Raw genomic sequence first — 15,768 nt, forward strand, 5'->3', positions numbered from 1 at the left:
AACGCCCAGGGGTTGGCCAAGTGATTGTATAAGCTGGGTGGATGAAATCAATCCCTGGTCCGCCATGAGGCCAAGCACAGTGTTTCGCCGGGCCATGGCCTGGTCCGGGTGAACCCTTGGATTGTAAACGGACGGTCCTTTGAGCATGCCTACCAATAGTGCGGTTTCCTCAGGCGAAAGCAATCTCGGTGACTTGCCGAAGTAAAACTGAGCCCCCAGGCCAAACCCGTGTATGGCCCTGGAACCGTCCTGTCCCAGGTAAACTTCGTTAATATAGGCGTCAAGAATTTCCTCTTTGGTAAACTGGCGCTCAATGGCAGCCGCAACAAAGGCTTCACTGATTTTTCGTTTAAGTGTTTTTTCAGGGGAAAGAAAAAAATTTTTGGCCAGTTGCTGGGTCAGGGTACTGGCGCCCTGGATAAACCGGCCTTGGCGAATATTGACCGCCATGGCCCGGAAAATGGATTTAAAATCAATACCATAATGGGAATAAAAATTTTTATCCTCCACGGCAACAATGGTCTTTTTAAGTAATGCCGGAGTATCTTGGGCATCAAGAAGGATTCTATCTTCCATGGAAGACGGGTAGAACTGCCCGATCAGCACGGGGTCCAGCTGTTCCATGTCAGCGGTGGTGCCTAATGTTTCAAGCCGGGCAATGCGGCCGCCGGATATGGTGACCTCTGTGCGGCGCGCAGGAAGGCGCTGCCCGCCAAAATCAAAGGGCCGGCAATTGAGGACAAAGCGACCCTGGTACTGGGTGTACGTGCCCGGCACAGTCAGCTGGGCCTGGGTTGCAACCATCCGATATCCCAACAGATCCAGTTCCTGCCCAAGGGCTGCGGCAGACAGACCCAACCCCGGATAAAGGGTCATGGGGCGCGCATATACCTTGGCCGGCACATCCCACAACCGCTCTTTAAACCGCTTGGCCACCTGATGGTTGATCAGATATGCATAGCCCAGAATCGCCATGCCCGCACAAAACAATAAAAAAAGGATCAACCGTCTTAACAGTTTCATCCAGACCTCCTTCAATAGTTGTGATCAGGGATGTCCAGATTAAACAGCTGCCGGGCCACATTCAAATACAAAGAATCGTCCCGGTGATTACCGGTGTTACGCAGGAACAAAATGGGATCATGGATGGCCCGGGACGCAATGGCCCGCGTCATCCTTCGGATGGCATTGGCATCCGCCGGTGACAGGTGGGGCAGTCCGGCCAGGGTTTTCTCGCATTCCAGGTTCACAATCTCAGTCATTTTGCCGTTGATGGCCTTGATGGTGGGGACCACGGAAAGGTCATCCAGCCACCGGCGGAAAGCCAGCAGGGCTTCCTCAACAAAGCGTTGTGCTTTTATGGTCTCCTGTTCCCGCTGGCTGATATTTGTTTCAACAATATTTTTCAAATCATCAATATCATAAACATAGGCATTGGATAGTTTATTGATCCGGGGATCAATGTCCCTGGGCACGGCAATATCAATGAAAAACAGGGTTTTGTTCTGTCTTTTTTTCATGATGCCCTTGACCTGGTCACGGGTTAACACATACTCCGTGGCCCCGGTGGAACTGATAATGATATCCACATCAGCCAGTGCAGATTCCCGTTCCTCATACTGAACCGCCTGGCCGTTGAACTTGCGGGCCAGTTCCAGGGCGTTTTTAAATGTGCGGTTGGCCACCACAATCTTTTTCACCTGGTGAGCCATGAGGTGTTCAACAGCCAGTTCCGCCATCTCGCCGGCCCCGATGAGCATGACGCTTTTGGTGGCAAGATCGGCAAAAATTTTATGGGCAAGTTCAATGGCGGCATAGGAAATAGAGACCGCATTATCACCAATGCCGGTCTGTTTTCTCACCCGTTTTGCCACGGAAAAGGACTTGTGCATCAGGCGGTTGAGCAGGACCCCTGTGGTACCGGCACTTACGGCGGTTTTATAGGCTTTTTTCACCTGCCCCAGAATCTGGGGTTCCCCCACCACCATGGAATCAAGACTTGCAGCCACGCAAAACAGATGGCGGACAGCCTCGTCATCCCTGTGGATGTACAGGGCAGGCTTGAATTCAGAAACAGGTAATGCTTTAAGTTCAGAGATAAACCGCATAACAGCATCAATTCCGTCCTTGTTCTCCAAAGCCCCGTTTCCCGGCATATAGAGAAATTCAAGACGGTTGCAGGTGGAAAAAACCAGGCCTTCCCTGATACCCGGATCCTGTTTTAAAAATTGCAGGGCTGTTTCAATCTGTTCCTGGGAAAAAGACAGTTTTTCCCTTAGTTCCACAGGCGCGGTTTTATGGCTGGCGCCAATCAGAATTATCTTTGGCATAATGGGTTGATCTGTATCCTGTTCTTATTGGGTAAATCCCTGGTGATGCCCGCCAAGGAAAAAATTCACCCCCAGGAAGGTAAAAATTAGTATGATAAAGCCAATCACAGACATAACCGCGGAATTGCGCCCCCGCCACCCCGAATAAAGCCGCAGATGCAGCAATGCCGCATACACCAGCCAGGCGCCCAGGGAAAACACCTCTTTTACATCCCATCGCCAGAAACTGCCCCACACGGATCTGGCATAAATAAAGCCTGTGACAAGCCCAAAGGTAAGCAAAGCAAACCCGGTGGTAATGCAGGTATAGGACACGGTATCCAGAAAATCCAGCGACGGCAGCCGTTTAAAAAAGAAACCCGGATTTTTGCCCTTGATGCCCTGCTCCTGAATCAGATAAAGGATACCGGCACCACAGGCCAGGGCCAGCATGGACTCCCCGCTGAAGATAAGAACGATGTGCCCGAAAAAGAAAATCCCCTTATATATCTTGTCCGGGGCTTGGGCGGCCTCGGGAAAAAGAATGGCCGCAAGCATGAGGACACTGATCATGGCTGTGGCATACACACCCAGAATTTTTAAATGGAACCGGTACTGCGTATAAATGAACATGGCAGCAAGGGACAGGCCTGCCATGGACAGGCTCTGTCCAAGGGTATAGATGGGCAACCCGCCAAGGGCCGCACTTTGCAAAACAATGGCAAACAGATGAACCACGGCCCCGATACCCACAGCGCCCAAGGCGGTCTGCTGGATCCGGTCTTTCTGGTGAAGCAGATAACAAAAATACCCGGCCGTACTGATCAGGTAAAAAAAGGTTGCGCACTGTAAAAGGATAAAAGGAATATTCATAAACTTCACAACTCCCGGGTATCGAATTCCGGCATCAGCATTTCCAGACTGAAGCCGTCACCCAGAATCCTGGCAAGCACGGCATCAATCTGAAGGGTTTGTCCTGCGGCAATCATTCCAGGCAGATTGGCATCAAGCAGGGCGCAAAATATTTTGCGGTGCGCCTTGGGATCATGTTCCCGTTCCAGCAAAATGGCTCTGATGCGGCCTAAAAGGGCTGCAAGCATACCGTATTCAGGACCGAAACCGCTTTCAATCTCCATGCGCAGGCGCCTTGAAAGGGCCGGGCTTGCCCCGCAGGTGGATACGGCAAACAAAAGCTCGCCCCTGTCCACCACTGCCGGCAGGATAAAATCCCCTTTGTCCCGGCCGTCGGCTATGTTGCACAATACATTTTTCTTTTGGGCAGCCTGCCGTATTCTGGCATTTAACTGCATGTTATCTGTGGCGGCAAAAGCCAGGCTCATGCCGTCCAGATCCGAATCCTGAAACTCTTTTTTTTTTAACGTGATGCCATCAAGCGGCGTATTTGACAATTCATCTGAAAAACCAAGGCTGACTACGATGACCCGGGCTCCTGCCCGGGCAAGGCCAAAGGCCTTTCTTGTTCCCACGGCCCCGCCGCCGACCACAAGGCAGCGTCTGTCTTTTACATCTAAAAAAATCGGATAGTACTCCATCACCTCATCTCTCATTCGCCCTTGTCCGGGCAGGGGATTTAATATATATTGCCTGTCAGCTTTTTTCAATCTTTATCATTTAAGGGCAATGCCGTGATTATAGATTCCCATATCCATCTTTTTTTCCAGGCAGTTGCAGATGACAGGAGCCTGTTCTTTGACAACGAACCTGAATTCAAACTTCTATATAATTCCCCAAAGTCAAAGATTGCAACACTGTCCCAACTGATTGACACCATGGATCACCATGGGGTGGATATCTCCATTATGTCAGGATTTCCATGGCGCAATCCCGAATACGCCAAAAGAAACAATGATGCGGTGATTGAGGCGGTCTTCACCCACCCGGAACGCTTGCGGGGCCTGGCCTGTTTTGATCTGTCCTGGGAAGGTGCGGCAAAGGAGGCTGAACGCTGTATTGATGCAGGACTCTCCGGCGTGGGGGAACTGGCCTTTTACCTGTCCGGCATTGATGCCAGAGCCATCCGGCTTCTGGAACCTGTGATGGATCTGCTCAAGGCCAAGGGGAATTTACCCTGTATGATCCATACCAATGAGCCTTTGGGCCATCCCTATCCGGGAAAAACCCCGGTAACCCTTGAGCAGATTGATCATCTGGCCCGGGCTTTTTCAGACAACAAAATCATTCTTGCCCACTGGGGCGGCGGCATCTTCTTTTATCACATCATGAAAAAACAGATGAAAGAACGGCTTAAAAACATCTGGTATGATACAGCGGCTTCTGTGTTTCTTTATGACCCGGAAATCTACGATATGGCGCTCAAGGCCGGGGTCCTGGAAAAAATTCTGTTTGGTACGGATTATCCCCTGCTTACCCCTGACAGGTATTACAGGGACATTGACCAGTCCCGGCTGACTTTGGAGCAGAAACAGATGGTGTTCGCCGAAAATGCCCAAGCCCTGTACCCGGATTTATAATACGGTAGCTCCGGGAATGGTGATGGTGAAACAAGTCCCCTTTCCGCGCCGGCTTTCCACCTCAATACGTCCGTTGTGGTACTGGACAATATGTTTGACAATGGCCAGTCCCAGTCCTGTGCCGCCCTGGTCCCGGCTTCTGCCCTTATCCACCCGGTAAAACCGGTTGAATACTTTTGGCAGATGTGCCGCATCAATGCCCGGCCCCGTATCTTTGACCTGAATTTCTATATTGCGGTCCTTGAGTTCTGCATTAATGGTAACGCATGCCCCGTCATCGCTGTACTTGACGGCATTGTCCACCAGATTAAAGACAGCCTGCTCCATGAGCGTGGGGTCCACCATGCCGGCAATGGCATCCGGGCAATGCACTTCCATGGTTATTCCCCGGCCTTCAGCCCTGTCCGCGCAGAACCCCACGGCCTTTTGAATCAGAGCGGCCAGGGGGTGGACCTCAAGCTGGATACCGGTCCCTTTAAGGCGCTCCAGTCTTGCCAGGGCCAGAAGGTCATCAATCAGGCGGACCATTCGGTTGACGTTTTTTTCAATGATGCCCAGAAACCGGCTGTACTGGGCGGCGGAATCCTGGGCTGACGCGCCGGGGCTGTCCGCCATCATCTGCAAAAGGGTCTCAATGAACCCTTTGATCGTGGTTAAAGGGGTTTTTAATTCGTGGGAAACATTTGCCGCAAAATCCTTGTGCATGGTTTCAAGCAGCCGGATCCGGGTGATGTCATGGAAGATGATCAGGGTGCCCATGCGCTTGTCATGGGCGTCATACAGGGCTGTGGAGTGAATATTGAGCACCATGCGCTCATCTCTGTCAATCACAATATCATCTTCCACAGGTTCACTGGTGGCAAGAGCTTTTCTAATGAATACCTGCAGATCATAATTTCTGGCCACCTCAAGTACATGCTTTGTTTTCAGCGTTTCCGGCGAAAAATCAAATATTTTGGCAGCAGCCTTATTGATGGTAATGATCTGCTCCTGGCCGTTAATGGCGATTACGCCCTCCTGCATACTGGTGTGAACCGCTTCAAGCTCCCGGCTGCGGTTTCTGACATCCATGATCTTTTTATTGAGTTCTGCGGCCATGAGATTCATGGACTGGGCCAGTTGGGACAGCTCTTCGGTATCCGGAGAGAGCAGGCGGTTGGTCAGGTTGCCCTTGGAGAACGCCTGGGCGCCTTTGCGCATCTGCTCCACGGGATTGGTAATGCGCCTTGAAACATACAGGCTTGCCAGGGCTGCAGCCATGGTAGTCAACACCAAAACCAGGGAAATTGAATTGCGCATAGCCTCAACCTTGGCGTCGATATCCGAGATGGAGACCGCCGTACGGATCACAGCGGGATCAGACCGGCTGTCAACAATGGGAAGGGCAATATACATCATATTCTTATCAAGGGTAGGGCTGTAGCGTACGGCCATACTCTTTTCACCGGAAAGTGCCGTCAAAATTTCAGGCCGTTTCCCGTGATTTTCCATGGTCTCCACCCTGGCAAAGGAGTCGCCGATCACCTCTCCTGAATGCTGAATAACCGTAATGCGGGTCTGAATTTTTTCTCCCAGATTTTTGCACAGGGCATCAATCTGCTGTGGCGACAGACCATCCACATACAAGGCCCGGGCAAACCGGTCCTGCATCAGGGATGCCCTGACCATAAGTTCACGCTGGGAGGTCTCAAGAAAAAAGCTTTTGAAATAGGTGGTGGAATACCAAGCCTCCACGGTCAGGGACAAAAGAATGATCACAAGAAATGATGGAAAGATCCGCCAGATCAATTTTGGTTTTTTACGATGCATGGAGATGTGTTGCCCCAAGATGTTTATTTATGTGGTAAAAGGGCGTGGTAAAAGGGCAGGGAATGGGTGCGCGGCCCTATTCCTTAAAACGATATCCCACGCCCCGAACAGTTTCAATACAGGATGAATAAGCACCCAATTTTTTACGCAGTCCTACAATAATAACATCAATGCTGCGCTCGGTCACGGCATAATTTTCACCGTGAATGGCATCCACGATCTGCCCCCGGGTAAACACCCAGCCCTTTTTCTCTGCCAGAAAGGAGAGAAGTTCGAACTCGGACAAGGTCAGTTCAATAATTTTATCCTCAATGGTGACCCGGTGCTTGGCCCGGTCAATGACCATATCCCCTTCCTGGCGAACACAGACCGGCCCTTCAGCAGCATTTTTCTGGCGGCGACGCAGAATGGCACGAATTCGTGCAGTAAGCTCCCTTGGACTGAACGGCTTGGATATGTAATCATTGGCCCCCAGTTCCAGACCGGTGACAATGTCTGATTCCTCGCCCTTTGCCGTGAGCATCACAATGGGAATATCCGTGGTGGCATCGTTGTTTTTCAGATACCTGGTGACCTCAAGTCCGTCAATTCCCGGCAGCATAAGGTCCAGCACCATGAGATCAGGGCTGGAGTGTTTGGCAATTTTAATGGCCGCCTCCCCGCTCATGGCTTGAAGTATATTATAGCCCTCGCCCTTGAGATTGAATTTTATCAGTTCAAGAATGTCTTCTTCATCGTCAACAATCAATATGGTCTCTTTGGCCATTTTTTATTTCCGTGTTATTTAATGATTAAAATCAGGTATGATGAAAATCAAATAGTGTTAAATTTCAGGATTGGCGGTTAATCTCGCCTTCTATCAGGTAAATGACTTCCTCTGCAATATTTTTAGTGTGATCGCCCACCCGTTCAATATGCCTTGAAATTAGATACATGTTGATAATTTCCTCGACCTTTTCCGGATTCTTTCGTATGGCATCCTTCATGACATTATAGGCGTCATTGCGCATGGTATTGACCTCTTCGTCCATCTCCCGGACTTTATATGCGAGATCTCTATTTAGACTGACAAGGGCGTCCAGACTGAGTTTAAGCATTTTTGCCGCCTGTTCGGCCATGGCGGTGTAGTCATATTGAAAGGAATTTGAACTCTGGCCGCTTGTCTTAAACCGATGGGCAATGTTCACGGCATAGTCGGCAATACGTTCAAGGTCATTGTTGATCTTGATCACGGCAGTAATCAGTCTTAGGTCCGTTGCCACAGGATGGTACAGAGCAAGGGTTTTCAGGCATTCCTCTTCGACCTCAACCTCCTGGGCATCCACCAGATAATCGGTTTCAATGATCTGAATGGCCTGGGCAAGATCGTTTGTCTTGACAGCATATATGGTTTTTTTGAACCGATCTTCCACCATGGCGCCAAGGGATAGAATTTCCTTTTTGATCTTATGCATGGCCCGAGTAAGCTGGTTGGTCATAAACGTCCTTCATATTTTTATAAAATTTCAAGGATAATCAATGTTAGTTTTTTACCCTGAAATCATTAGAATTTGGTTAGAATTGTATTAACGAGGAATTAATTTTATTATAAGACCTGTTTTTCAAGATAGAGGATATTGCCCTTCTTATTATAGCTGAACCGGTCAAAATAGGTCCTCATGATACTCATGCCCCTGCCGTGGTCAGCCTCATCAGGGGCCACCTGGTCCCTGACGTGTATCCATTCAAAACCCGGTCCCTGGTCGGAAATCTTCATACGAATCCACTGATCCCGGCTTATGTCCAGTTCCATGGAAACCAGTTTGCCCAAATCATATTTATTTCCATGGCGCACGGCATTTGCCATGGCCTCGCGCAGGCCTAGATTCACGGCAAACAGATGGGGGAAAAACTTAGGCCCCCTGGACTTAAGGAAAAGAAGTACTGCGGCACAGGCCGTATCAATATGTCCCATGGCGGAAGAAAACCGTATGCGGACACGGTTTTTCTCCTCTTTGATTTCAAAAACATCCAGGATATCAGGCATTATCATACCTCAATGCATAGAAGAACAATATCATCCTCGGGCATGGGATTGCCGTTAAAAAGGCGGGAGATCAGTGTGTCCGGGACATCGGCAAGATCAATTTTGTCCACCCCCTCAAAGATGGATAAAAATCCTTGCAGCCCTGCCATCCATGATATTTTCTTCTCTTTGGATTCCACCATGCCATCTGAATAGACAAAAAATCGGTCTCCTTCATTGACTGTAATTTTTTTCATGCCAAAGGCAGCATCGGAAAACATGCCCAGAATGTCACCCTGAATTTTGATGAAAAAAGGGGTTTTCCCTTTGGGCATGTAAACCACAGGGGGATGGCCTGCATTCACCAGGGTCATGATTCTGGTGCCGCGATTCAGGTGCATGTAGCATGCAGTGAGGTATTTTTCCGGGGGCAGAATTTCCACGAGCACGTCATTGATCATTTTCATGCTCTCCCTGGGCGAATACACCGGGGTGCAGTTTTGGGCCAGAAGCGCTTTGACAGATGCGGTGATGTACGAGGTTTCAATATCATGCCCCGAAGAATCCGCCAGAAAATACCCGGTGATCTGATTTGAAATATTTAAAATATCATAAAAATCCCCGCCAGCCTCTTCCAGAGGCCGGTAGAACACACTGAATCCGGCATCGGGAAAGTCTTCAGGTATAGGCAGCATGGCGTTCTGGGCACGGCTGACCTGGCGAAGCTTTCTGGCCTGGTCCTGCACCAGGGAGTTGGTGGCAATGGAAAGTTTGAGGTGAATACGTACCCGGGCCAGGACCTCCTGGGAATGAAAGGGCTTGAGTATATAATCCACGGCCCCAAGTTCAAAACCCTTCAGCTTGACATCCACTTCGGACACACCCGTTAAAAAAAGCACGGGGATGGTGGCAGTGGCCGCATCATTTTTAAGCTTCTTAATAACTTCAAACCCGTCTTCACCGGGCATCTCAATGTCCAGCAGAATAAGATCCGGATGTTCCTGGGCGGCTATACGCCTGGCATCAGGTCCATTGTCCGCCAAAAGGGTAATATACCCCTCCTTGGTCAGCACTTTTTTAATGAGTTTAAGATTTAACAGGTTGTCGTCAACCACAAGTATAGAATATGCATCAGCCATGTCACCTGCCTGCCAGACTGACTTCAAGTTCTTCCAAAAGGGTCTGCATTTCCAAAATCAGATCACCCAAACCGTCAAGCCGGCCTTCCCGGGCCCGGGTTTCCATAACTGCAGCCAGTTCAGAAAGTCTTTCGAATCCCAGATTTCCGGCAGCACCCTTGATAGAATGTGCCACAAAGGCAATGGACTCCAGATCATTATCCCGGATACCCCGGCGGATCTTCCCCAGATCAGATCTCAGGGTATCGGCCATAAGCCGCCCCAGTGCTTCAGCCTCATTTGTATCAATGCTTAGGAACGACTCAATATTATGAAAATCCATGACATTACCTATAATGAAATTATGCCGTAAGAGGCGACACTATAATGTTCAAGAGTATAAAAGATATAAACATTCTTGTAAATAATCAACTGAGCCAGTACCATCGCGGGTGGATTTTTCAGAAGCGTTTGGTACAATTGCCTAAATTTTGCTTTACCATTTAACCGCAAAAAACGGACACGCATATGGAAGCCTATTCAAATATTGTCAGAAAAGTCCTCAACCAGGGACAGGTCAAGGAAAACCGCACCGGGGTGAACACCATTGCCATTGCCGGAGCCATGTTTGAACATGACATGGCCCAGGGTTTTCCATTGCTGACCACCAAATATCTGTCCTTTGCCCTTGTGGCCGGCGAACTGGAATTTTTCATCAAAGGCATCACGGATAAAAACTGGCTGCGGGACAGAAACAACCACATCTGGGATGAATGGTGCTCACCGGCCAAGGTCGCCTACGGGCACGATGATAAGACCAGAAAAAAGATGATGGACGAACGGGAACTTGGCCCCATTTACGGGTTCCAGTGGCGGCATTTTGGTGGTGGATATCAGGCCTGGGACAAGGCACCGGTTCCCTCCGGAGTGGATCAGCTTCAAAACCTGGTGGCCACCCTGAAAACCAATCCCGATGACCGGCGGATGATCGTATCTGCCTGGAACCCCATGGATCTGCACCAAATGGCCCTGCCGCCCTGCCACTACGGATTTCAGGTCACCGTGATCAATGGGCGGCTTAATCTGCTGTGGAACCAGAGATCCGTGGATACAGCCCTGGGCCTTCCCTTCAACATTGCAAGCTACGGACTTCTTCTAACGCTTCTGGCTCTGGAATCGGGTTTTAAACCGGGCATGCTTGTGGGCTTTCTGGGAGACACCCACATTTATGAAAACCATGTGCAGGGACTGAGGCAACAGCTTGACAGAAAACCCTTTACCCTGCCTGGTATAGAAACCACTGCGTTTACCTCTATTTTTGACTGGCAGTACAAGAACACGGTTTTAACCGGCTACCAGCACCACCCGGCCATCCGGTTTGAAATTGCAGTTTAAGAATTGAGTACGGCCACCTGAATGAAAAGCCCCGGGGACTTTAACGACCCCAGGGCTTTTTTATACTTACCGGAAAAATCTGAATACCGGGAATCTGCTTACGGATGCTTAGAGTCCTTCAACAGCTTCCTGAAGTGCAGGCATGAACTCAAGGATATTTTCCACGATACCAACATCAGCAACCTGGAAAATCGGTGCTTTGGGATTCTTGTTCACCGCAACGATAAAGGGATTGCCCTTGATGCCGCCCATGTGCTGGAAGGAACCGGAAATACCCATGGCCATGTAGACTTTGGGTTTAACGGTCTGGCCGGAGGTGCCAACCTGACGGGATTTTTCAAGCCATTTGGCGTCAACAATGGGACGAGAGCAGGAAACCACAGCCCCCATGGCATCAGCCAGTTCCTGGGCAATTTCAATATTGTCTTCATCTTCAATACCACGGCCAATGGAAACCAGAACATCGGATTTGGTGATATCAACGTCACCGGCTTCGGCTTCAACCACTTCCAGGAAGGTTCTTTTAGCTGAAAGATCACCGGCATCACCGGATTTGTCAACCACGGCGCCGGAAGCACTGCCATCAACCGGCGCAAATGCGCCCGGACGGATAGTGAGAACAGCGCCTGCAGAAGCATCACAGGTCACATGGGTGGAAACAGCTCCGCCCAGCTCCTGGCGGACAATCTTCAGGATGGAACCGTCCATCCCCTCAAAATCTACAACATCAGCAGCATAGGCTGAATCCAGTTTGATGGACAGGCCAGGGGCCAGGTCCATGCCAAAGGTATCATGCGGCACCAGGACAATGGCATCGGCCGGAATGATATTGGTCAGGGCTTTTCTCACGATCTCGGCATTGGGGTATGCCAAGACGGTATTGTCAATTTTAATGACTTGTGAATAGATTTTGGTCAGTTCGTTGGCCACTTTATCCAGATCAGCGCCGGAGCCGGCAACGACAGCAGTAAGAGATGCGCCGGCATCAATCTTTTTTGCAGCACCCGGGAATTCCTGCGCCACATCTTCGGCCACCCCGTTTTTAAATGGAACATATGCAAAAATCTGTGTCATGATCAAAGACCTCCTTTGGCTTTCAGCTTCTCAATCAGTTTTTCAACAATTTCATCAATGGAACCTTCAAGCATTTCAGCACCATCACCCAGATCAGGTACAAAATAATCCACGCGTTTGGTCTTTGCACCGGCTTGCCCCACGCTGCCTGCATCCAGCCCAAGGTCACCGGCACCTTTTACAGGAATCTCAACACTGGCCACCTTACGGATACCGCGGATGCCGACATAACGGGGTTCGTTGATGCCAGTCTGGATGGAAAGCACGCAGGGCAGCTCAATTTCATTCATTTCCTGGTTGCCGCCTTCGATTTCCCGGCCCACTTTTATTTTTCCATCAGCAGGTTCAATCTTGTTCACCAGAGACGCATAGGGATAATCCAGCATGGCTGCAAGCATGCCGCCAACCTGCCCTGCGCCTTCATCGGCCTGGGCACCGGTAAGAATCAGATCATAATTGCCTTTTTCAACTTCAGCTTTGAGAATGGTCGCAATACCTTTACCGTCGGATCCTTCAAAGGCCTCATCAGAAAGAAGAACGCCGTTATTGGCGCCCATGGCCATTTCACGTCGCAGGACTTCCTCAGCCTCATCATCGCCCACACTTACAACAGTTACGCTGCCGCCCACGTTATCCACGATCTGGATGGCCTCTTCAACGGCATAGTTGTCCCACTCGTTCACAGAATAAACCAAATCATCACGATCCAGATCATTTCCTTCGGAATTGAGTTCAAATTCGTTCTCAGCAGTATCTGGAACGCGTTTGACGCACACCAAAATTTCCATTATTTCCTCCTTAAAGCATGTTTATACTCTGCCGGGTTTATGAACCCCGACAGATAACTTATTGTTTTGCGCTGGTTATGCTAAATGTTCCTCAATGAGTTGCGTGAAGTCAATGGCCTCCATCTCGCCTTCTTTGCCGGCCACCTTAATGGCATCCTGGATATTCACCAGACAGAAAGGACAGGCCGTGACAATAACATTGGCCCCGGCTTCCGCTGCCATATTTACCCTGAGAACACCCATGCGGGTCTCTTCTTCGGGCTCATAAAACAGCATCAGGCCACCGCCGCCGCAGCAGAAGGAGCGGTCACGGCTCTTTTCCAGTTCCACCCGCGTCAGGCCGGCAATGGCATCCATTGCCTGTCTCGGGGATTCATAAATACTGTTGTGGCGCCCCAGATAGCAGGGATCATGGTACACATATACGTTATTCCGGTTTTTACACCGTTTCATCATCAGGTCACCGGATTTAATCTTTTCAGCCACGATTTCACTGATGTGTTTGACAGAGGGCAGGCCCGTGTAGTCATTTTTCAAAGCGTTCAGGGCGTGGGGGTCGGCCGTGACAATCTGTTTTATACCGGATTCAAGAATAGCTTCGGTATTCTGGGCTTTAAGATCCTGGTAAAGCATCTCTTCACCAAACCTAAGCACCTCGTTGCCGCTGTCTTTTTCGTCTTTGCCCAGGATGCCGAAATCCACGCCTGCCTTTTCAAGGATGATGGCGGTCCTGCGGGCAATGTCCTGGATGTTGTCGTCATAGGAGGTAATGCTGTCCACAAAATACAGCGTATCTGCGCTCTCCTGGCTCAGGTCTTTGACTGTATGGGTTTCGGCAAAGGTTTTTTCCTGGGCCCAGTCCGCACGCTTCTTCTCCATTTTGCCATAGGGGTTGCCGCGTTTTTCCAGGGCTTTAAGGGGTTTTTGCAGGGACTGGGGTACCATGCCCTCATCCACCATGCCACGGCGCATGTCAACCATCTTATCAATATACTCAATGCCCAATGGACATTCCTGTTCACAGGCACCGCAGGTGGTACAGGACCAGATTTCATCCTCGGTATAAATATCTTCCACCAGCAGCTTGTCAGATTTATAAATAATTCCGGATTTAATGGGATAGTTTTTAAAGATAAGATCCCTGGCCTTGATGGTGATGAACCGCGGGGACAAGGGACGGCCTGCTGCATTGGCAGGACACTGGTCAGAACAGCGGCCGCAGTCTGCACAGGAATAGAAATCAAGCATCTGCTTCCAGGTGAAATCCTCAAGTTTTTTAACGCCAAAGGATTCCAGGTTGTCCAGTTCCTCATCGGAAACCCCGTATTTAACCGGCTTGATATTGCCTTTTTTCACGCGCATGAAAAAGACATTGAAAACAGAGGTGATGACGTGGAAATGTTTACCCAGGGGCAGAAAGCACAGAAAAAAGAAAAAGGTGAAATCATGCACATAATACATAAAGATGTGCAGGCTCTGGAGGAATTCCAGGGATGCCAGCCTAAGTATCTTTGCAAAAAACCAGGCCAGGGAAAAAAATGCCGGGAAGTGGACGTCACCACCGGTGTTATAGGTGAAAGCAATGGCAGAAGCTTCAAACATGCTTTCTGATATCATCAGGGTGGATATGATTCCCAGAACAAAAACCGCTTCTGCGGTATGGTCATGACCATATTTTTCAGGCACTGCATAGCGGGCAGGCTTTTTAATGCCCCGGCGGTAGGCCGCAATGATACAGGCCACAAGAACAGCGGTGGCTGCGTAATCTTTAATAAAATTGTAAACGGCACCCAGGGTACCGTCTAACCCGGGAAACACATATCCGGGAAACACGCCCATAACAACAAGGCTGATGGAACGGATGGACAGAATTAAGAACCCTGCAAATATAATGATGTGCAACACACCGGCCTGCATGTATCTGGGCTGGCGGATCTGCCCTAACCAGACAACGACCAGATTTTTAATCCGCTCCGGAATATTGTTAAAACGATAATCCGGATTGGCCCGGACCAGAGGAGCGATTCTTCGTGCCATGATGTAGGTAAAGAGCCCGACACCGATAACCGGCAGAAGAAATGATAAAATCATTGTTGGAATAAAACCGAACAGCAAATAGTGTGCCGGGGCTATGATCGTAGACATACTTAACTTACCTCCATAATTATATTTAACTCAGTGAATTCAGGCTCACTGTGCTTTAATAAACATCGACTTTGCCGTCAAGAAAAAAGCATAAATTCCAGCTCAGCACAACTAGTCCTCCCCAGAAATATCCGGAGGGAAAATTGTGTTGAAATTCAGGGAGGGGAAAATCGGTACCGTGTCTGATGAGGATAGCTTCAGGCACCCCGGACGCCCGTCATATAAAGGTCCACCAGCGGATCTGCCATGGTCGTAAGATCGTAGCGCCCATGGGCACTGACCCAGGTGGAAATCACACCTTCCACGGCCCCGAGGATAAACCGTTTCACAAGCCCCACAAAAAGATCCTGGCGCATGGAGCCCTCAATCTGGCCCTGTTCTATAATATCGGATAAAAGATCAAGGTACATCTTTGAGATATCCTTGATCTGGGACTCAATATCCCGAAGATATCTCACCTCGGATTGAAAAATAATTGCCATGTTTTTGTCATTTTGAAACTCCTGAAGATGACAGCGGATCAGATTTCTCAGTTTGCTTTCCGCATCTGTGCCATAGGCCACGGCAGCATTCATTTTTTCAAACACCACATCTGTTTTAAAGCTCAGGTACTGATAAAGGATATCGTCCTTG

General features: G+C 49.5%; 16 protein-coding genes. 2 read left to right on the forward strand and 14 right to left on the reverse strand.

The window, feature by feature from the left end; all coding sequences use genetic code 11:
* The 4 genes from AB7U36_RS06820 to AB7U36_RS06835 all read right to left on the reverse strand — a co-directional run.
* The coding region (locus AB7U36_RS06820) for a transglycosylase domain-containing protein (protein ID WP_428159041.1) at positions 1–1,023 on the reverse strand (1,023 nt) is incomplete at its 3' end.
* An 11-nt stretch (positions 1,024–1,034) separates the two neighbouring features.
* Entirely contained in the window at positions 1,035–2,330 is a 1,296-nt protein-coding gene (gene hemA, locus AB7U36_RS06825; RefSeq protein ID WP_428159042.1) for a glutamyl-tRNA reductase, read from the reverse strand.
* Positions 2,331–2,354: 24 nt separating this feature from the next.
* Positions 2,355–3,182: a cytochrome C assembly family protein gene (locus AB7U36_RS06830; RefSeq protein WP_428159043.1), complete on the reverse strand. Its 828-nt coding sequence runs from the start codon at positions 3,180–3,182 to the stop codon at positions 2,355–2,357.
* Between the two features lie 5 nt (positions 3,183–3,187).
* Positions 3,188–3,877, reverse strand: coding sequence for a precorrin-2 dehydrogenase/sirohydrochlorin ferrochelatase family protein (locus tag AB7U36_RS06835; protein ID WP_428159044.1), 690 nt, complete (start codon positions 3,875–3,877; stop codon positions 3,188–3,190).
* A 78-nt stretch (positions 3,878–3,955) separates the two neighbouring features.
* Between AB7U36_RS06835 and AB7U36_RS06840 the strand changes: the two genes are divergently transcribed.
* Positions 3,956–4,801: an amidohydrolase family protein gene (locus tag AB7U36_RS06840; RefSeq protein ID WP_428159045.1), complete on the forward strand. Its 846-nt coding sequence runs from the start codon at positions 3,956–3,958 to the stop codon at positions 4,799–4,801.
* Here AB7U36_RS06840 and AB7U36_RS06845 read toward each other — a convergent pair.
* From AB7U36_RS06845 to AB7U36_RS06870, 6 genes are all read right to left on the reverse strand, one after another.
* Positions 4,796–6,610, reverse strand: coding sequence for an ATP-binding protein (locus AB7U36_RS06845; RefSeq protein ID WP_428159046.1), 1,815 nt, complete (start codon positions 6,608–6,610; stop codon positions 4,796–4,798). The genes AB7U36_RS06840 and AB7U36_RS06845 overlap by 6 nt on opposite strands.
* Positions 6,611–6,686: 76 nt before the next feature.
* Positions 6,687–7,376, reverse strand: coding sequence for a response regulator (locus AB7U36_RS06850; RefSeq protein WP_428159047.1), 690 nt, complete (start codon positions 7,374–7,376; stop codon positions 6,687–6,689).
* A gap of 64 nt (positions 7,377–7,440) precedes the next feature.
* Positions 7,441–8,088 carry a phosphate signaling complex protein PhoU gene (gene phoU / locus AB7U36_RS06855; RefSeq protein WP_428159048.1) on the reverse strand — a complete coding sequence of 216 codons (648 nt, stop codon included), beginning with the start codon at positions 8,086–8,088 and terminating at the stop codon, positions 7,441–7,443.
* 107 nt (positions 8,089–8,195) lie between these two features.
* Complete coding sequence (locus tag AB7U36_RS06860; protein ID WP_428159049.1) at positions 8,196–8,636, reverse strand: ATP-binding protein; 441 nt, start codon at positions 8,634–8,636, stop codon at positions 8,196–8,198.
* Between the two features lie 2 nt (positions 8,637–8,638).
* Positions 8,639–9,754: a PP2C family protein-serine/threonine phosphatase gene (locus tag AB7U36_RS06865; RefSeq protein ID WP_428159050.1), complete on the reverse strand. Its 1,116-nt coding sequence runs from the start codon at positions 9,752–9,754 to the stop codon at positions 8,639–8,641.
* Position 9,755: 1 nt separating this feature from the next.
* Positions 9,756–10,076, reverse strand: a complete 321-nt coding sequence (locus AB7U36_RS06870) for an Hpt domain-containing protein (RefSeq protein ID WP_428159051.1) — start codon at positions 10,074–10,076, stop codon at positions 9,756–9,758.
* 185 nt (positions 10,077–10,261) lie between these two features.
* On the opposite strand from AB7U36_RS06870, the gene thyA reads away from it, so the two are divergent.
* Positions 10,262–11,128 (forward strand): thymidylate synthase, encoded by an 867-nt coding sequence (gene thyA / locus AB7U36_RS06875; protein WP_428159052.1) that lies wholly within the window; start codon positions 10,262–10,264, stop codon positions 11,126–11,128.
* Positions 11,129–11,236: 108 nt separating this feature from the next.
* Here the strand turns inward: thyA and AB7U36_RS06880 are convergent, their stop codons facing one another.
* The 4 genes from AB7U36_RS06880 to AB7U36_RS06895 all read right to left on the reverse strand — a co-directional run.
* A complete protein-coding gene (locus AB7U36_RS06880) occupies positions 11,237–12,202 on the reverse strand; it encodes an electron transfer flavoprotein subunit alpha/FixB family protein (RefSeq protein ID WP_428159053.1) in 966 nt (321 codons plus the stop codon).
* 2 nt (positions 12,203–12,204) lie between these two features.
* Positions 12,205–12,990: an electron transfer flavoprotein subunit beta/FixA family protein gene (locus AB7U36_RS06885; RefSeq protein WP_428159054.1), complete on the reverse strand. Its 786-nt coding sequence runs from the start codon at positions 12,988–12,990 to the stop codon at positions 12,205–12,207.
* 75 nt (positions 12,991–13,065) lie between these two features.
* On the reverse strand, positions 13,066–15,135 hold the full coding sequence (locus tag AB7U36_RS06890) for a (Fe-S)-binding protein (RefSeq protein ID WP_428159055.1): 2,070 nt from the start codon (positions 15,133–15,135) through the stop codon (positions 13,066–13,068).
* Positions 15,136–15,332: 197 nt separating this feature from the next.
* A partial coding sequence (locus AB7U36_RS06895) for a TetR/AcrR family transcriptional regulator C-terminal domain-containing protein (protein ID WP_428159056.1) occupies positions 15,333–15,768 on the reverse strand: 436 nt, incomplete at its 5' end.

The sequence above is a fragment of the Desulfobacter sp. genome, from assembly GCF_050177295.1.